This is a genomic window from Halopseudomonas xinjiangensis (genome assembly GCF_900104945.1).
Lineage (GTDB): Bacteria > Pseudomonadota > Gammaproteobacteria > Pseudomonadales > Pseudomonadaceae > Halopseudomonas > Halopseudomonas xinjiangensis.
In genome coordinates, this window is sequence record NZ_LT629736.1 from 3,079,444 (window position 1) to 3,097,487 (window position 18,044).

Genomic DNA, 18,044 nt, shown 5'->3' on the forward strand with positions numbered 1-18,044 from the left:
GCTGATCGGACTTCCCTGTTCCTCGCCTGCAACTGCCCGTACAATACGCGGCCCGCCATTGCCCGGCACCTCACTCTCCGCTTGCAGGATTCCGTCTTGATCTCTACCGCCAATATCACCATGCAGTTCGGCGCCAAGCCGCTGTTCGAAAACGTCTCCGTCAAATTCGCCAATGGCAACCGCTATGGCCTGATCGGGGCCAACGGCTGCGGCAAGTCGACCTACATGAAAATTCTCGGCGGCGAGCTGGAACCCTCCGGTGGCCAGGTGATGATTGAGCAGAATGTGCGTCTGGGTAAGCTGCGCCAGAACCAGTTCGCCTACGAAGACTTCAGCGTGATCGATACGGTCATCATGGGTCACGAGGAGCTGTGGAAGGTCAAGGCCGAGCGCGACCGCATCTATTCGCTGCCGGAGATGAGCGAAGCGGACGGCATGGCCGTGGCCGAGCTGGAAACCGAATTCGCCGAAATGGACGGTTACACCGCCGAGTCGCGCGCCGGTGAGCTGCTGCTCGGCCTGGGTATTCCGCTGGAGCAGCACTTCGGACCGATGAGCGAAGTCGCTCCCGGCTGGAAGCTGCGCGTGCTGCTGGCCCAGGCGCTGTTTTCCGATCCGGACGTACTGCTGCTCGACGAGCCGACCAACCACCTGGATATCAACACCATCCGCTGGCTGGAAGATATTCTCAAGGCCCGTACCAGCACCATGATCATCATTTCGCACGACCGTCACTTCCTCAACAGCGTGTGCACGCACATGGCCGACCTGGATTACGGCGAGCTGCGCCTGTTCCCCGGCAACTACGACGAGTACATGACCGCCGCCACCCAGGCGCGCGAGCGGCTGCTCTCGGACAATGCCAAGAAGAAGGCACAGATCGCCGAACTGCAGACGTTCGTCAGCCGCTTCTCGGCCAATGCCTCCAAGGCCAAGCAGGCCACCAGCCGCGCCAAGCAGATCGACAAGATTCAGCTCGATGAGGTCAAGCCTTCGAGCCGCGTCAGCCCGTTCATTCGCTTCGACCAGCACAAGAAGCTGCACCGCCAGGCGGTGACGCTGGACCGCGTCAGTCAGGGTTATGACGGCGAGGTGCTGTTCAAGAACCTCAGCCTGCAGATCGAAGCCGGCGAGCGCGTGGCGATCATCGGGCCGAACGGTATCGGCAAGACCACCCTGCTGCGCACCCTGGTCGGTGAGATGCCGCCGCTATCCGGTGAAGTGAAGTGGACCGAGAGCGCTGATGTGAGCTACTTCGCCCAGGATCACGGCGAAGACTTCAAGGACGACTGCACGCTGTTCGACTGGATGTCGCAATGGACCCAGGGCGGCGAACAGCTGGTGCGCGGCACGCTCGGACGCATGCTGTTTTCCAACGACGAGATTCTCAAGTCTGTGAAGGTGATCTCGGGTGGCGAACAGGGTCGCATGCTGTTCGGCAAGCTGATCCTGAAGAAAGCCAACGTGATGGTTATGGACGAGCCGACCAACCACCTGGACATGGAATCGATCGAGGCGCTGAACCTGGCGCTGGACAACTACCCGGGCACGCTGGTCTTCGTCAGCCATGACCGGGAATTCGTCAGCTCGTTGGCCACGCGCATCATCGAACTGTCAGCCGATGGCGTGACCGACTTCAGCGGCACCTACGACGATTATTTGCGCACCCTTGGCGTAGCAGTCTGAGGCCCACTGCGGCTGTCAGGAAAGCACCCACCACAGCGCCAGCGGGAGCGTTCCCGCTGGCAGCCACAATGCCAGACGCGGCGCGTACGGTGCCAGCAGCGCCAGCGTGAGCCCGGCCAGCGACATCATCCCGAACCAGCCAACCCAGGCCATCCCGACCGGCCAGATCAGGCTGTCGAGATACACGGCCAAAATCAGCAGCAACGCACCCGCCGGCCGGCAGACATGCCGCCAGCCTTCGCCGTAGCGGCTGAAACCAAACTGCTTCCAGTGGCGAGGCATCGCCAGACAGAAACACAGCATGCCGCTGTAAGCGATCAGCAGCGTTAACAGGAACTTCATTGCGGTGCCTCCGTCGCCATCACCCGGGTTTTGCGTCGAACCAGTGTTTTGCCCGCCAACTGCTGCCGACGCACTTTCCTCGCCGCCCAGCCAGCCAGCAACGCCATGGCCACCGTGGTGGCATCCACTGCCAGGCGCGTTGCATCGATATAGTCTTCGCCGGTGAGCATGTTGAGCAGCGGCAGCGCCAGGCCCAACACGGTGATGGCATAGAGCTGTTCGCGCCAGGCCCTGAACGGCTCGCGCAGCCGGGCATGCAACAGCGACAGCAGCCAGCAACCGAAGAACAGCCGCATTTCCCATAGCTCGCGCTCGGCCAGACCCTGCGGCAGCAGGCGGTTGGTCCACAGCAACACCACACTGGCGAGCACCAGACCGGAGACTGCAGCGGTATTCAGGCTTTCTACCAGTCGCAGGAATGCCTTGCCTTCAGTGCTGCCAGGCTTGCTTTGACGGCGGCGTTTCACCGTATAGATCACCAGCCCGCTGGCAATCAACGCGCAGCTGACCATGCCACTGACAAAGTACAGCCAGCGCATGCCGTAGCCACCGAACTGGGCGAAGTGCAGGCCGGCAATCACGCGTTGAGTCAGCTTGGTGGGCCGCGACGGCTCGGGCAGATCAATCGCCTCACCGGTCACGCTGTTGTAGGTCAGGTGCTCACCCTTGGTGAGCTCGATACGACTGCCCAGCACCGGGCTCACCTCGACCCGCGCATTGGCCTGGCCGGGGTTGATCACCGTCAGGCTGTTGACCAGGCCTTCGCCGTAGAAGGCTTCACCACGCTCGATGAAGGCATCCAGCGGGAGCAAGTCAGCCGTTGCGACCGGTGCGCTCCCTTCCGCACGGGCACCGCTACGCTGCCCATTGCCGGCTGCGCCACGCTGTTCTCCACCGGCATTTGCTTCAGGATTTCCACCCTGCTCTCCTCCTCGTTCCCCGCCTCCGCGTACGTCTCGCATCATCGCCTGACGATCGCCGTCATACAGCACCTCGCTGGCCGCAGGCATATACACCTGCGCGAAGATCGCCAGACCGGTGTAAGTGATCATCAGATGGAATGGCAGCAGCAGAACTGCGGTGGCCGCGTGGCCATCGAGCCAGGTGCGCTGACCCTTGGCCGGGCGGAAGGTGAAGAAATCCTTGAAGATCTTCTTGTGGATGATGACGCCGCTGATGATGCCCACGAGCATGGTCATGCCAGCGAAGCCGACCAGCCAGATGCCGATCGTGCGCGGCAGTTGCAGGGTATGGTGAAAGCGGAAGAAGAAGCTGCCACCGACCGTTTCCCGTGGTGCGATTACCTCGCCGGTCTGCGGGTCGAGCAGGGTACGCTGGCCCCGTCGCTGCTCTCCGGCGGAGACTGATAGTTGCGGCTCGCGCTCGGTCGGCAGGCCGATATTCCAGCGCTGGGCTTCGGGGTGCTCAGCTTGAAGCCAACGTTGAGCCATGGCTGCCGCGGTGCTCTGGTCGATCTGTCGGTCGACCAGTTCCGGCTGCATCCACCAGTTCAGTTCACGATCGAATACGGCCAGCGTACCGGTGAAGAAGATGGCGAACAGCAACCAGCCGATGAGCAGGCCGGACCAGGTATGCAGCCAGGACATCGACTGGGTGAGGGATCGATGGTCTTTCATTGGCCGAGCACCTTTAACAGTTGCGGCCAGAAGCCGATCGCAGCGAATACGGCGCTGCTGGCCACGACCAGGCCTACCCGGCGCGACGACCGCGCCGCGAAGGCCCAGAGCAGGAAGACCAGATAGATAACGAACGAAACCAGCGTTACCACCACCGTGGTGTCCACCCGCTCGATCGGCAGCACCCGTGCCAACGCGGCAACCAGTGCGTAGGTAACGACATAGCCGCCGACGATCGCCAGCAGGCTGCGCACAATGACCTCGCGCCAGGCGCTGCCTTTGGATTGAGCTACGTGTGTCATGTCAGGCCCTCACGTGAAATGTTCCGCCCTCCCGACGCACTACGCCCGGACGATGACCATCCGGGCACAGTGGTGCGGTTCGCGGGCTGTTATCAGAAATCCAGCGTCAGCCCGACGTTGAGCCGGCGTCCATCGAGGACCACGCCGTAGGTATCGTTGGTGACTTCCCGGTTGGCAATGTTGTAGAGGCCAGCCTTGAGGTCGAGGTTATCGGTCACCTGATAAACGCCACCCACATCGACGAAGCCGTAACCCGGCGTGCCATCCGAGATGGCAGAGCGGCCCAGGTAATCGCTGGTCTCACTGCGGTAGTTACCCTGCAACCAGGCATTGAAGCGGGGCGTCACACTCCAATCGAGCAGCGCATTGACCATGTGCTTGGGCTGCTTGGTCAGCGGCTCGCCCTTGAATTCGCCAGTCTTCTGCTCGGATTCGGTGTAGGTGTAGCTGGCCATGAAATCGAGGGACGGACGGATGAGGTAATCGAGGGTGACCTCCACGCCCTGCATGATCGCCTCGTCAACATTCTTCCGGGTGCCGACGAACGTATAGTTATTACCCCCAAACGGACAGGCCCAGGTAGAAGGATCGTTTCGGTCAGCGTTGGCCGTTTCGCAAAGACGCTCCTCGGCGATCTTGTCCTTGTAGACGGTGTGGAAAACCATGACGCTGGTGTTGAGGCCCAGCTCCGGCTTGTCGTACACGTAACCCAGCTCGTAACTGGTACTGGTTTCCGGATCCAGTTCAGGGTTACCGATGATCAGCGCGCGCGGGTGCGGTGCCGGCGAGCCGCCACCACCGGTACCCCGACCAAAGCCGGCAGTGGCATCGGCCAGGCTCGGCTGTCGGTAGCCCGTGGAGACGCCACCCTTGAACACCAGATCGGGGGTCATATGGTAGACGCTGTACAGCCTGGGCGAGAGATGGCCACCGAACAGCTCGTCATCGTTGTAACGCAGGCCGGTGGTCACTGACAGATCGCTTGTCAGGCTCCAGTCGATTTCGGTATAGAGCGCAGCGATCCATCGATCGACCTCGGACACGGCGCCCGGTACATTGGCGGTGAGCAGGCCGTTCGACTGATCGACGAACTCCTCCTGCTTGTACTGGCCGCCGACAGTGATGACGTGCTCGCCCCAGAAATAGCTCGCCTGGGTATTGGCCAGACTGATTTCCTCTTTCTTGGTGACGGCCAGGTCCCGGTCGGAAATATCGTGCTGCAGATAGCTGGTTACGATCACGTTGTCGTAGCGGCCATCGTGGCTCAGCACATACACGTCCTTGTCGTAGCGGGTGGTCGATTCGTCCGCAGTGATAGCAACGCTCTTGCCTGGCGTGTGAGTGTATTCAAGCGACGACTGGGTATAGCTGATGGCGAAGCGGTTGCGCTCATCCGGCGTCAGGTACAGTTCGGCGCCGGCCTGTTTGCGCGTGCTTTCCGGCATGCTGGCGGCACTGTCCCCGCCGCCTTCGTAATCGCTTTCGTCGGTGCCCGTGTACTGACCATTGAGTTCCAGCCCAAGCAGGCCCGGGACCAAGGGGCCGCCGACGTAGAGGCTGCCCTGATGGCCATCGGCGCTGATGTCGTTCATTGCATGGGTGTATTCAGTGGAAACGGTACCGATCCACTCGTTCGCCGAACGGCGGGTGATGATGTTGATCACACCGCCCATGGCTTCCGAACCGTAGAGCGAGGACATCGGGCCACGCACGATCTCGATGCGCTCGACCATCGCCAGTGGCGGCAGCGCGATCTGCTTGCCGCCGTCGGAGCCGTTGGTATTGACCGAGCGGCCTGCGGAGATCGGCCGACCGTCAACCAGGAACAGCGTGTAGGAATCGGCCATGCCGCGGATGCTGATGTCCTGGGAGGTCCCGCCACCGGTGACGTATACGCCGGGGATATTCTTCATCGCATCGACGATATCGGTGTAGGACTGCTTCTCCAGCTCCTCTCGGGTGACTACCGAGATACTCGCCGGTGCATCGGCGATATTCTGCTCGTAGCCCGAGGCACTGATGACCGTGGTGGTCGGCAATACGAAATCGTCTTCAGCCTGGACTACGCCGGCCAGCGCCGCTGCGCCGATCGCGCAAGCCAGTCTGGTTTGCCTGAACATCCCCATCGCTTTTCTCCCAAATGCAGAACAATCCATGGTGCGCTATGCCCGGATCGACCCGGCCAGACGCTTCGAATGGCGGCAGCTCCTACGCCACACATCGCCGCAAATGGTATTCGTTCTTATTTGAGAGTAAAGTGCATTTACAATCTATACAGCTTTCAGTCGCACCGTGACTCGAAGCCCATTACCCGTGTTTTCCGCCCAGATCTGTCCCCTTTGCAGACGAATCATGCTGGCTGCGATGCTCAGTCCAAGCCCGAAACCACTTCCACCGGGACGATCCGGACTCAATCGGGTAAACGGGCGGAACATGACCGATAGATGCTCTTCAGCCACGCCACCGCCCTGATCCACCATGCTCAGGCACCAGTCGGGCCCATCGCGGGCGGCAGCCAGACGAACCCGACCGTTTGGCGGAGAGTGTCGTATTGCGTTGCGCAATACGTTCTCCAATACCTGCGCTAGCCCGTTCACATCACCCATCACCTTGCACTCGGCCGGCACGGCGCTTTCGAGCCGCTCCTCCGGCCAGCCGGACTCGAATAGCGCGTCCTCACGCAGCACGTCCCACAGCAGCGCAATATCGATGGGCTCCAAGGTGACTCGGGCCTCGTCGCTGTCCAGCCAGGCCAGTTTCAAGGTGTTGTCGACCAGACGCTGCATGGCGTCAGTTTCACGTTCCAGCCTCTCGCGCAGTTCGACCAGCGCCAGATCGGTTTCGCTGGCTACCCGCAGCCGGCTGAGCGGTGTACGCAACTCGTGCGACAGGTCCTGCAGCAACTGTCGTTGCTGGATGACCGAATCACGCAGGCGTCGGGTGAGGTATTCCAATGCACGCCCCAGTTCGCCCAGCTCATCCCGTCGCCCGGCCATGGAGGCCGGTAGCAACGCTTCCAGCCGGTTGGCGCGCAAGGCGCTGGCCTGCCTGCGCAGACGTTCGAGCGGTGAGATCAGCAGCCAATAAAGCAGCGCGCAGAGCAGCATCGATAGGCACACCGGCAGCAGATAGAGCACCAGAGCATTGGACAACGCACGGTTTTTCCAGGGTCGGAAGCGCTCCGGCAGGCGCATGATCAGGTGCGCCCCGCTGTCTCCAAGCGGCACGGAAACCAGCGGAAGGTCGGGGCTGCGCAGGCTCATTGGCCACCGGTAGTCGCGCACGAAGGTCAGCCGATGGCGCTCTACGCTGTTCAGGCGTTGGTCGCCGAGCGGCTCCAGCGCATCATCCACCACTGTCAGCCACACCGGCTCGTGCACGGCCATGCGGGCTCGCCAGTCATCCAGCGCCGAAGATCCGATCTGCATCGCTGCGCGGGCCTGTTCGCCGTAGTGACCCAACGTCTCAAGGGCCCTCGGGGAGAGGTAGGAGGTAACCCGATCGATACGGGCAGTCAGGTAGTCAGTCGCAGCAATCATCACCAGGCAGAAGCCCGCAACCAGCAGGACCATCCGCCAGAACAGCGAATGCCTGCGCGGCATCAATCTGTCTGCCAGCGCAGTACGTAGCCCTGCCCCCATACCGCCTCCACACGCAGGCTGCTCAGCTCGGCACGGATCAGTTTGCGGCGGACATTGCTGACATGCATATCCAGACCGCGGTCATGCCGGGAATAACCGCGGTGCAGTACCTGTTGATAGAGAAACGCCTTGCTTAAAACTTCCCCTGCGTGGTCGCGAAGCAGCTTGAGCAGACGATATTCGGTTGGGGTCAGCTCCAGCCAGCGGCCGGCATGCAGCACATCGCAGCGCTCGACATCGAAGCCGTCCGGCTCGTCGACCGGCTGCCCCTGGCCGGCCTGTTCGTAGGCGACCCGGCGCAGAATGGCGGCAATCCGTACCTGCAGCTCATCAAGGCTGAAAGGTTTGGGCAGATAGTCATCGGCGCCATCCTCGAAACCCTGGATGCGATGACTCGCTTCGCCGAGCGCGGACATCATCAGTACCGGCGTCTGGCGGCTGCGCCGCAATCGCCTGAGCACCTCCATGCCGTCCAGGCCGGGGAGCAGCACATCGAGAAGAATCAGGTCGTAGCGTTGGGTACTGGCCAACGCCAGTCCGCTACCGCCCTCGTTGGCCAGCGTCACCCTGAAGCCCCTGGCCTCCAGGGCACCCTTGAGGTGCTCGCCGAGCACCGGGTCGTCCTCGATGGCGAGTATCGATTGCATGCATTGCTGGAGCATTTCCGTTCAGCCAATACAAATGAGAACGATTATTGTGTAGGCTGAATCAGTGAATGTCCATCGGGGTGGGCCAAGCGCTCGAAAGCAATCTGCAATCAATCCAGCAAAGGGCGGATCAGATGCCCGACATAACGTCCGTCCAGCGCCAGCCAGTCGATCCACAGCAACTGGTGTACGGCGATGATGGCCCAGAATATTGCCTGATAGGATGCCTTGCGGGTCTTGTGTCTGAGCAGCTGCTGCGCCACCAGCGCGCCAGGCCAGCCTCCGGTCAGCTCGGCGAAATGCAGGCTACTTTCCGGCGTGCGCCAGTTGCCCTTCATCGCTTTCTGCTTGTCTGACCAGTACATGAGAAAACAGCACAGGCTGATCAGCAGATAGGCGAGCAGCGGCCAGATGCTGCCGAGGAGGAGCAGTTGAGTCGCGCCTGCGACTGGCAGCGCCAACAGCGCGGCGAAGACGACCAGTTTGAGCGGCAGGTTGCGAACCGAGGAGGACGAGGCGCTGCGTGTCCGAGCTCCCCCGGCAGTGCCACGCTGCGTGGGCGTGGTTTTGGCGGAGCGGCGATCCTGTCGCGGCTTGCGGCGTATCGCCAGCCGATCGACGGCGAGTGCTTCGCTACGCATATGTTCGGCGCGTGGCCGTCCCTGAGCGTCGCGTCCGGGTACGTAGAACACGGCATCGCCGGCAGCCGGCCTGGCATCGCCGCGCATTGCCGAAATATGCACGAATACCTGTTCGCCGCCCTTGTCAGGCTCGATGAAACCGAAGCCCTTCTGGTCGTTCCAGCTTTTCAATACGCCGCGCAGTTCCATCACCTGTCCCTGTGATCCGAGAGCCTCGCATTCTCCGTCAGCCCGCTGCGCCTGCCAAGCCAGGCCGGGGTCCGGCTTGAACAAACCCTTCTCATCAGTGTCTGTAATCGGCAACGCCCAAGCAAAAGACAGACCGGTGATTCCTATGAACAAGCCCGTAATGACAGAAGAACAACTACTTGCGCAACCTGCCGAAGCCTACATGAGCGAGGAACAGCAGGCGTTCTTTCGTGACCTGCTGACCCGCGAGCGCGAATCGCTGCGCGAGCGCATCGACGAAGAATTCCAGGCGCTGCGCAACAACGACAATATTCCTGGCGACGCTGCGGATGTCGGCAGTGCCGAAGAGCACCGTCAATGGCAGCTGCGGATGCTCGAGCGCGAAAAGAAGTTGCTCGACAAGATCGACGAGTCGCTTGATCGCCTCGCCAATGGCGACTACGGCTATTGCGAAGAAACCGGCGAGCCGATAGGCCTTCGCCGCCTGCTGCTGCGGCCTACCGCTACGCTGTCGATCGAGGCCAAGGAGCGCCAGGAACAGATCGAGCGTCACGTCGGCGAGACCTGATCCTCGCTGTCATCAGCTCGTCATAGCCCGCAGGCCATGATGATCCCCGTTCCGAGTCCAACCTCAAACGGGGGTGCAGCATGGCTTATGACCTTGATCCGGCATTTGATGACGAGCAGAGCAGCAACAATGTGCGCCGCGCCAGGCGGCGTGAGCAGGACAAACAGCGCATGGCTTATCGCCGTGCGATCGAAGATTACCGCGACAGCCAGGCACTCCACGCCGCGGTATGTGATTTCCCCGATCTGAGCGACCTGCGCCAGGGTGGACAGCCGCTGGTATAGCCCCCCGTTTCCGGGGTCTCACCGCTCCGCCGGGCGTGGGTGCTCGAAGCGCCTGGCTATACGGCGGATCTCGGCGCGCTCTTCGCGCAGGAACGCAAGAAAGGCTTCAGCCACCGGGCTGAGCCGTTTGCCGCGCGCGTGGACGGCGCACCAGCTGCGGTAGAGCGGCAGATCGACGAAGTCGAGCCGGACCAGTTCGCCGCTGCGCAGGAATGTCGCCGCGGCATGAGCTGTCACCATTGCGATGCCCAGCCCCGCCAGTGCGCCCTGTACCAGCGCGTCCCCCGATCCGAGCTGGATGGTCTGTAGCAGGTGCACGCGTTTGTTCTGCAAAAATTCCTCGCAGGCCTTGCGCGTTCCCGAACCAGCCTCGCGATGCAACACCAGATGCTCTTCCAGCGCCTTGAGCGGCAGATCCGATGCGGTCGCCAGCGGATGGTGGGGATGGGCAACCGCGATGATCGGGTTGTCGAGAAAGGGAAAGAATTCCAACGCCCGGTCCTGCGGTACCAGCGCCATCAGCGTCACGTCGTCCTTGTTGTCCTGCAGGCGGCGGATCGCATCGGAGCGGCGCATCACCTCCATGCAATAGGTCACCTCGGGGTGGCGCTCGCGAAACGCCGCCAGCAGATGCGGCGTCAGGTACTGGATGCTGCTCACCACACCGACCTTGAGCTCCCCACGCAAGGTACCCTGCAGCCGTGACAGGCTCATGTCCAGATTGTCCAGACGGTCGAAAATGTCTTCGCTGGCGGCCAGCAGACTATTAGCCGCCTCGGTGAGGTACAGCTTGCGGCCAACGTATTCAAACAGCGGCTGGCCCAGCTGCTCTTCAAGCTGACGTATCTGCTGGCTCACGGCTGGCTGGGTAAGTGCCATTTCGTCCGCAGCGCGACTGTAGGACTGACTGGCGCAGACCGCACGAAACACCTGCAACTGGCGCAGGGTCATGCGGAGCAGGGACTTGCGCATGGTGATCTATCCTCTGATCAGGCTGGGCGGAACCGTGCATAAGCTATTACTTATGCAAAGTAGAAATATTATTCATTTTTCTATATGCCTGGCTAGCCGTAACGTAAATGGCCCGATCACCACCACGAGGAACGGACGTGATCAAGAAGATCCTCATCGCCAACCGTGGCGAAATTGCCGTACGCATCGTGCGCGCCTGCGCCGAGATGGGCATTCGCTCGGTCGCTGTCTACACCGACGCCGACCGCTACGCCCTGCACGTCAAACGCGCCGACGAGTCCTACAACATCGGTAGCGACCCGCTCGCCGGCTATCTCAATGCGCGCCAGCTGGTCAACCTGGCCGTGGAGACCGGTTGCGATGCCTTGCATCCCGGCTACGGATTCCTCTCGGAGAACGCCGAACTGGCCGACATCTGCGCACAGCGCGGAATCAAGTTCATCGGCCCCGAGGCAGAGGTGATCCGGCGCATGGGCGACAAGACCGAAGCGCGCCGCAGCATGATCGCCGCCGGCGTGCCGGTTACGCCGGGTACCGAAGGCAATCTCGCGGACCTGGGTGAAGCACTGAAAGAAGCCGAGCGCGTGGGCTATCCGATCATGCTCAAGGCCACATCCGGCGGCGGAGGGCGTGGCATTCGTCGCTGCAACAGCCGCGAAGAACTGGAACAGGCCTGGCCACGGGTGATCTCCGAAGCCACCAAGGCATTCGGCTCGGCGGATGTGTTCCTGGAAAAGTGCATCGTCAATCCCAAGCACATCGAGGCACAGATTCTCGCCGACAGCCACGGCAACACCGTGCACCTGTTCGAGCGCGACTGCTCGATACAGCGGCGCAACCAGAAGCTCATCGAGATCGCCCCGAGCCCGCAGCTCACCCCCGAACAGCGCGCGTACATCGGTGACCTGTCGGTCCGCGCAGCACAGGCGGTAGGCTACGAGAACGCCGGGACCGTGGAATTCCTGCTCGCGGAAGGCGAAGTGTATTTCATGGAAATGAATACGCGGGTCCAGGTCGAGCACACCATCACCGAGCAGATCACCGGTATCGATATCGTCCGCGAGCAGATTCGCATCGCCTCCGGCCTCCCGCTGTCGGTCAAGCAGGAGGATATCCATCACACCGGTTTCGCCATCCAGTTCCGGGTGAACGCGGAGGACCCGAAGAACAATTTCTTCCCCTCCTTCGGCAAGATCACCCGTTACTACGCACCGGGCGGCCCGGGGGTTCGCGTGGATACCGCGATCTATACCGGCTATACCATCCCGCCGTACTACGACTCGATGTGTCTGAAGCTGATTGTCTGGGCATTGACCTGGGAAGAGGCGCTTGACCGTGGCCTGCGCGCTCTGGACGACATGCGCCTGCAGGGCGTGAAGACCACTACGCCTTACTACCAGGAAATTCTGCGCAATCCCGAGTTTCGTAGCGGCGTATTCAATACCAGCTTCGTCGACAGCCACCCGGAACTGTTGCAGTACTCGGTCAAGCGCAAGCCCGAAGAACTGGCCCTGGCCATCGCTACTGCCATCGCGGCGCATGCCGGACTATGAACCCAGCGGCAGGCTTCACGCTTGAAGCTTGCGGTGAATGAGGAACGAATGATGAGTAATGCACGGAAAATCACTGTCACCGACACCATTTTGCGCGATGCGCACCAGTCTCTGCTGGCCACCCGTCTGCGCACCGAGGACATGTTGCCGATTTGCCCCAAGCTCGATCAGGTCGGTTACTGGTCGCTGGAAGTCTGGGGCGGCGCGACCTTCGATGCCTGCGTGCGCTTCCTCAAGGAAGACCCGTGGGAGCGCCTGCGCCAGCTGCGCGAAGCGCTGCCCAACACGCGTCTGCAGATGCTGCTGCGCGGCCAGAACCTGCTGGGCTACCGCCATTACAGCGATGACGTGGTCCGCGCCTTCGTCGCCAAGAGCGCCGAGAACGGTATCGATGTGTACCGCATCTTCGATGCGATGAATGATGTACGCAATCTGGAAACCGCCATCGCTGCGGTCAAGGATGCCGGCAAGCACGCCCAGGGCACCCTGGCGTATACCACCAGCCCCGTGCATAACGTCGAAGCCTACGTGAAACAGGCCAAGGCGATGGCCGCCATGGGTATCGACTCGATTGCGATCAAGGACATGGCCGGCCTGCTCACGCCATTTGCCACCGCCGAGCTGGTCAGTGCGCTGAAGGCCGAACTCAGCCTGCCGGTGTTCATCCACTCGCACGACACAGCCGGCATGGCTGCGATGGTCCAGATCAAGGCGATCGAAGCGGGCGCCGACCACATCGACACCGCCATCGGCTCCATGGCCTGGGGCACCAGCCATCCGGGAACCGAGTCGATGGTCGCTGCCCTGCGCGGCACGCCTTACGATACCGGCCTGGATCTGGCGTTGATCCAGGACATCAGCCTGTACTTCCATGCCGTGCGCAAGAGGTACCACCAGTTCGAGAGCGAATTCACCGGGGTCGATACCCGCGTGCAGGTCAATCAGGTACCGGGCGGCATGATGTCGAACCTGGCCAACCAGCTGAAGGAACAGGGCGCTCTCAACCGCATCCAGGAAGTGTTCGAGGAGATTCCGCGCGTACGTGCCGATCTCGGCTACCCGCCGCTGGTGACGCCGACCTCGCAGATCGTCGGCACCCAGGCAGTGTTCAACGTGTTGGCCGGCGAGCGCTACAAGACCATCACCAACGAAGTGAAGCTGCTGCTGCAGGGTCGCTACGGCCAGGCGCCTGGCACCATCAACGAAGACCTGCGTCGCCGCGCGATCGGCAAGGAAGACGTCATCGACGTGCGCCCGGCCGACCTGATTCCGCCGGAGATGGACAAGCTGCGCAAGGAGGCAGGCAGCCTGGCGCAGAGCGAGGAAGACGTACTGACCTATGCCATGTTCCCCGACATCGGGCGCAAGTTTCTCGAAGAGCGCGCCGCCGGCACGCTCAAGCCCGAGGCGCTGTTGCCGATCCCGGACGGCACCGCGTCCAAGCCCATGGCTCAGGACGGCAGCCCCACCGAGTTCATCATCGACGTACATGGGGAGACCTACCGGGTCGACATCACCGGCGTCAGCGTCAAGGGCGACGGCAAGCGGCACTTCTACCTGAGCCTGGACGGGATGCCCGAGGAAGCGGTGTTCGAATCGCTGAACAGTTACGCCGGCGGCAGCGGCGGTGCCCAGCGCAAGCAGGCCAGCCAGCCGGGCCACGTCACCACCAGCATGCCGGGCAACGTGGTCGATGTGCTGGTGCAGGTCGGCGACACGGTCAAGGCCGGCCAGGCAGTACTGGTCAGCGAAGCGATGAAGATGGAGAGCGAGATCCAGGCCGGCGTCGACGGCACGGTGAAAGCGGTCAACGTGGCGAAGGGCGACCGGGTCAACCCGGGCGAGATCCTCATCGAAATCGAATGAGTGGGCTGACAGCGGTCTAGCGGAGGGAAAGCATGGGGTTTGATCCGGTTGTATTGTTCTTTGTGTTCGGGTTGTTCGCCGGTCTGGTCAAGAGCGAACTGAAGCTCCCGCCTGGGCTCTACGATACGCTGTCGATCCTTCTGCTGCTGGCAATCGGTCTGCATGGTGGCGTGGAGCTGGCCGAACAGGCCAGTCCGGCACTGCTCGGCCAAACCGCGGCGGTGCTGGCGCTCGGCATCGCGTTGCCGCTGGTCGGCTTCCCGGTGCTACGCCTGTTGCGCTTCAATCGTACCGACTCGGCCAGTATCGCCGCTCACTACGGCTCGGTGAGCGCCGCGACCTTCGCGGTGGTCATCGCCTATCTGTTGTCTCAAGACATCGAGTTCGAGAGCTACATGCCGCTGTTCGTCGCGGTCCTGGAGATCCCCGCGATCATCGTCGGCATCCTCCTGGCCAAGGGTGTCAGCCGTGACACGGATTGGAAGTCGCTGAGTCACGAAGTCTTTCTCGGCAAGAGCATCATGCTGCTGCTCGGCGGCCTGGTCATCGGTGTGCTGGCCGGCAAGCAGGCCATTGCGCCGCTGGAGCCGCTGTACACCAGCATGTTCAAGCCGGTGCTGGCGTTCTTCCTGTTGGAAATGGGTCTGATTGCCTCGCGCCACTTTGGCAGCCTGAAGACCGCCGGGCTGCGGCTGGCTGTTTTTGCGCTGGGTTTTCCGCTGTTCGGCGCGCTGTGTGGCGCCTCGCTCGGTCACGTACTTGGCTTGTCCGTCGGTGGCATGACCGTGCTTGCTACGTTGGCGGCGAGCGGCTCCTACATCGCTGTACCGGCGGCCATGCGCCTGGCGCTTCCGGAGGCCAACCCGGCCCTGTCGCTCACCGCCTCGCTGGGCATTACCTTCCCGTTCAATATACTGGTCGGCATTCCCCTTTACCTGGCGCTGGCCCAATGGCTGAGCAACGGAGGCTAACCCCATGAGCATGCCTACCCGCACCCTACTGACCATCATCTGCGAGGCGCCACTGGAATCGCGATTATTGCGCGACCTCGAACAGCACGGCGCGCCGGGCTGGACCATCTCCGACGCACGCGGCCGCGGCAGCCGGGGCGTGCGCAGCGCGGGTTGGGACAATGACGGCAACATCCGCGTGGAGGTGATCTGCACCCATGAGATCGCCGAGCAGATTGCCCACCATGTGCAGGAGAAGTACTACGCCAACTTCGCCATGGTCTGCTTCCTGTCGGAAGTCGAAGTCCTGCGGCCGCAAAAGTTTCAGCCACGCAGCTGACTGCCCGTGTGCGGGCAACCTTGATGTTGGTGGCTTGTGTCCGGTGCCTGGCTTATAATTCCCCGCTTTTCGTTTCTGCCGCGCTTTCGCGGCATCACTGAGCGAGGCACCGCGATGACCGCACTGGTAGGCGTGATCATGGGTTCGAAGTCCGACTGGTCCACCCTGAGCCACACGGCCGACATGCTGGAACAGCTGGGGATCCCGTTCGAGGTCAAGGTGGTGTCAGCTCACCGCACCCCGGACCTGCTGTTCCAGTACGCCGAAGAGGCCGAAAGCCGCGGCATTGAAGTGATCATCGCCGGTGCCGGCGGCGCGGCTCATTTGCCGGGTATGTGCGCGGCCAAGACTCATTTGCCGGTTCTCGGCGTACCAGTCCAGTCCTCCATGCTCTCGGGTGTCGATTCGCTGCTGTCCATCGTGCAGATGCCCGCCGGCGTTCCGGTGGCGACGCTGGCAATCGGCAAGGCAGGCGCGATCAATGCCGCGCTGCTGTCGGCGAGCATCCTCGGGGCCAAGCATCCGCACTACCACCAGGCACTCAAGGACTTCCGCACCCGCCAGACCGATACCGTGCTGGACCACCCCGACCCACGTCAGGCCTGAGGAATCGAATCATGAAGATCGGCGTCATTGGTGGCGGCCAGCTCGGCCGCATGCTGGCTCTGGCAGGCACCCCGCTGGGTCAGCAGTTCGCGTTTCTTGATCCTGCTCCCGATGCCTGCGCCCAGGCGCTGGGCGAGCATATCCGGGCCGACTACAGTGATCGTGATCACCTGCGCCAGCTGGCGGACGAGGTTGACGTGGTCACCTTTGAATTCGAGAGCGTGCCGGCCGACACGGTCGCCTTCCTGTCCCAGTTCGTACCTGTTTATCCGAACGCCGAGTCGCTGCGCATCGCCCGTGATCGCTGGTTCGAAAAGTCGATGTTTCAGGAGCTGGGCATTCCGACTCCGGAATTCGCCGATATCCAGTCGCAGGAAAACCTCGACCTGGCCGTCAAGCGCATCGGCCTGCCGGCAGTAATGAAGACCCGCACGCTGGGCTACGACGGCAAAGGCCAGAAAGTCCTGCGCACACCGGAAGATGTCCATGGCGCCTTCGCCGAGCTGGGCAACGTCCCCTGCCTGCTGGAAGGCTTCGTACCCTTCACCGGAGAGGTTTCGTTGATTGCAGTGCGTGCCCAGGATAGCCAGACCCGCTTCTACCCGCTGGTACACAACACCCACGACCAGGGCATCCTGCGTCTGTCCGTGGCCAGTTCGGCGCATCCCATGCAAGCGCTGGCCGAGGACTATGCCAGTCGGGTGCTGGACAAACTCGGTTACGTCGGCGTGCTGGCGTTCGAATTCTTCGAGATCGACGGCGGGCTGAAGGCCAACGAAATCGCTCCGCGCGTACACAACTCCGGCCACTGGACCATCGAAGGCGCCGAGTGCAGCCAGTTCGAGAACCATCTGCGGGCCATTGCCGGCCTGCCGCTGGGCTCAACCGCCAAGGTCGGCGAAAGCGCCATGCTCAACTTCATCGGCGCGGTGCCGCCCGTGGCCGAAGTGGCGGCAATCGACGACTGCCACGTGCATCATTACGGCAAGGCATTCAAGGCCGGTCGCAAGGTCGGCCATGCGACACTACGCTGTGCCGACAGCGCCACCTTGCAGGCGCGCATTGCTGACGTCCAGGCTTTGATCGACCGTCACTGATACCCACCGGTCGAGCCGATAGACTGCACTCCGGCGGGCTTGCCCGCTGGTTGCGGATCGCCGAGCATAGAGCACCTCGAATGGATCCGGCGCGCCACGCCGGGACTGCTCCCCTCCCCACGGTGCCTCATGCGAATTATCCGTTTCATTCTTCCGCTGCTGTTCTCGAGTCTGGCAAGCGCCGCCCCGACCGAAATCGACTGGCTCGATCTGCTCCCGCAAGAGGACTACCAGGCCATGCTCGACATGCCCGAGATTGGCCATGACTCGGGCGATGAAACGCCCGGCGATTTCACCGCCGGCATGCGCCAGCGTGACGAATCGCTCCCCGACGTGATGTATTCACGGCGGGTGGTCGATAGCTATGACGGACAGGCCGTGCAGATCGGTGGCTACCCGGTACCCCTGGAAACTAGCGAAACCGGTGCTTACACGCTTTTCTTTCTGGTACCGTACGCAGGCGCATGTATCCATGTACCACCGCCGCCGCCCAACCAGATCATTCTGGTGGAATACGCCGATGGCATGCGTATCGATGACATCTATGTGCCGTTGTGGGTAAGCGGTACGCTGCAGGTGGATCAGACCAGCAATGAACTGGCGGACGCGAGCTATCGGATCGTCGCACAACGAGTGTGGCCCTACGACGGCGAGTGAGCGTCGCAACTATTCACCCAGCCGGGCGATTCGATCACAGCGTCGGATCGGTATGCTGTCGATGAG

Annotated in this window: 18 protein-coding genes; 10 read left to right on the forward strand and 8 right to left on the reverse strand. The window is 62.2% G+C overall.

From position 1 onward, the window contains the following. The first annotated feature begins 96 nt into the window (after positions 1-96). Entirely contained in the window at positions 97-1,686 is a 1,590-nt protein-coding gene (locus BLT85_RS14440) for an ABC-F family ATPase (protein WP_093396187.1), read from the forward strand. A gap of 15 nt (positions 1,687-1,701) precedes the next feature. Here the strand turns inward: BLT85_RS14440 and BLT85_RS14445 are convergent, their stop codons facing one another. The 7 genes from BLT85_RS14445 to BLT85_RS14475 all read right to left on the reverse strand — a co-directional run bounded on the left by BLT85_RS14445 (position 1,702) and on the right by BLT85_RS14475 (position 9,085). Continuing rightward, entirely contained in the window at positions 1,702-2,028 is a 327-nt protein-coding gene (locus BLT85_RS14445) for a DUF3325 domain-containing protein (RefSeq protein WP_093396190.1), read from the reverse strand. Next, entirely contained in the window at positions 2,025-3,665 is a 1,641-nt protein-coding gene (locus tag BLT85_RS14450; protein WP_093396193.1) for a PepSY-associated TM helix domain-containing protein, read from the reverse strand. Before BLT85_RS14450 ends, BLT85_RS14445 begins: the two co-directional genes overlap by 4 nt. Next, a complete protein-coding gene (locus BLT85_RS14455) occupies positions 3,662-3,967 on the reverse strand; it encodes an iron transporter (protein ID WP_093396196.1) in 306 nt (101 codons plus the stop codon). Before BLT85_RS14455 ends, BLT85_RS14450 begins: the two co-directional genes overlap by 4 nt. A 92-nt stretch (positions 3,968-4,059) precedes the next feature. Continuing rightward, on the reverse strand, positions 4,060-6,087 hold the full coding sequence (locus BLT85_RS14460) for a TonB-dependent receptor domain-containing protein (RefSeq protein ID WP_231701486.1): 2,028 nt from the start codon (positions 6,085-6,087) through the stop codon (positions 4,060-4,062). Positions 6,088-6,237: 150 nt separating this feature from the next. Next, complete coding sequence (locus BLT85_RS14465) at positions 6,238-7,608, reverse strand: HAMP domain-containing sensor histidine kinase (protein ID WP_231701487.1); 1,371 nt, start codon at positions 7,606-7,608, stop codon at positions 6,238-6,240. Next, positions 7,569-8,255, reverse strand: coding sequence for a response regulator transcription factor (locus BLT85_RS14470; protein WP_231701488.1), 687 nt, complete (start codon positions 8,253-8,255; stop codon positions 7,569-7,571). Before BLT85_RS14470 ends, BLT85_RS14465 begins: the two co-directional genes overlap by 40 nt. 110 nt (positions 8,256-8,365) lie before the next feature. After that, positions 8,366-9,085: a DUF1294 domain-containing protein gene (locus BLT85_RS14475; RefSeq protein ID WP_093397798.1), complete on the reverse strand. Its 720-nt coding sequence runs from the start codon at positions 9,083-9,085 to the stop codon at positions 8,366-8,368. Positions 9,086-9,245: 160 nt separating this feature from the next. Between BLT85_RS14475 and dksA the strand changes: the two genes are divergently transcribed. Together dksA and BLT85_RS14485 are read left to right on the forward strand one after the other, a co-directional pair. Further along, complete coding sequence (dksA, locus tag BLT85_RS14480) at positions 9,246-9,653, forward strand: RNA polymerase-binding protein DksA (protein WP_093397801.1); 408 nt, start codon at positions 9,246-9,248, stop codon at positions 9,651-9,653. 80 nt (positions 9,654-9,733) lie between these two features. Beyond that, positions 9,734-9,937, forward strand: coding sequence for a PA3496 family putative envelope integrity protein (locus BLT85_RS14485; protein ID WP_093396207.1), 204 nt, complete (start codon positions 9,734-9,736; stop codon positions 9,935-9,937). Between the two features lie 18 nt (positions 9,938-9,955). Here BLT85_RS14485 and BLT85_RS14490 read toward each other — a convergent pair whose 3' ends face one another. Then, positions 9,956-10,909, reverse strand: a complete 954-nt coding sequence (locus BLT85_RS14490; protein WP_093396209.1) for a LysR family transcriptional regulator — start codon at positions 10,907-10,909, stop codon at positions 9,956-9,958. A 137-nt stretch (positions 10,910-11,046) separates the two neighbouring features. Between BLT85_RS14490 and BLT85_RS14495 the strand changes: the two genes are divergently transcribed. From BLT85_RS14495 to BLT85_RS14525, 7 genes are all read left to right on the forward strand, one after another. Further along, a complete protein-coding gene (locus BLT85_RS14495; RefSeq protein WP_093396212.1) occupies positions 11,047-12,462 on the forward strand; it encodes an acetyl-CoA carboxylase biotin carboxylase subunit in 1,416 nt (471 codons plus the stop codon). A 51-nt stretch (positions 12,463-12,513) separates the two neighbouring features. Further along, on the forward strand, positions 12,514-14,328 hold the full coding sequence (gene oadA, locus BLT85_RS14500; RefSeq protein WP_093396214.1) for a sodium-extruding oxaloacetate decarboxylase subunit alpha: 1,815 nt from the start codon (positions 12,514-12,516) through the stop codon (positions 14,326-14,328). A 32-nt stretch (positions 14,329-14,360) separates the two neighbouring features. Next, a complete protein-coding gene (locus BLT85_RS14505) occupies positions 14,361-15,299 on the forward strand; it encodes a sodium-dependent bicarbonate transport family permease (RefSeq protein WP_093396217.1) in 939 nt (312 codons plus the stop codon). 4 nt (positions 15,300-15,303) lie between these two features. Then, positions 15,304-15,618, forward strand: coding sequence for a P-II family nitrogen regulator (locus BLT85_RS14510; RefSeq protein ID WP_093396220.1), 315 nt, complete (start codon positions 15,304-15,306; stop codon positions 15,616-15,618). Positions 15,619-15,732: 114 nt separating this feature from the next. Beyond that, positions 15,733-16,224, forward strand: coding sequence for a 5-(carboxyamino)imidazole ribonucleotide mutase (purE, locus tag BLT85_RS14515; protein ID WP_093396223.1), 492 nt, complete (start codon positions 15,733-15,735; stop codon positions 16,222-16,224). An 11-nt stretch (positions 16,225-16,235) separates the two neighbouring features. Further along, positions 16,236-17,321 (forward strand): 5-(carboxyamino)imidazole ribonucleotide synthase, encoded by a 1,086-nt coding sequence (locus BLT85_RS14520; protein ID WP_093396226.1) that lies wholly within the window; start codon positions 16,236-16,238, stop codon positions 17,319-17,321. A gap of 129 nt (positions 17,322-17,450) precedes the next feature. Beyond that, the gene (locus BLT85_RS14525) at positions 17,451-17,978 is read left to right on the forward strand and encodes a DUF3299 domain-containing protein (protein ID WP_093396229.1); all 528 of its coding nucleotides are present in this window, start codon (positions 17,451-17,453) and stop codon (positions 17,976-17,978) included. Positions 17,979-18,044 lie beyond the last annotated feature (66 nt).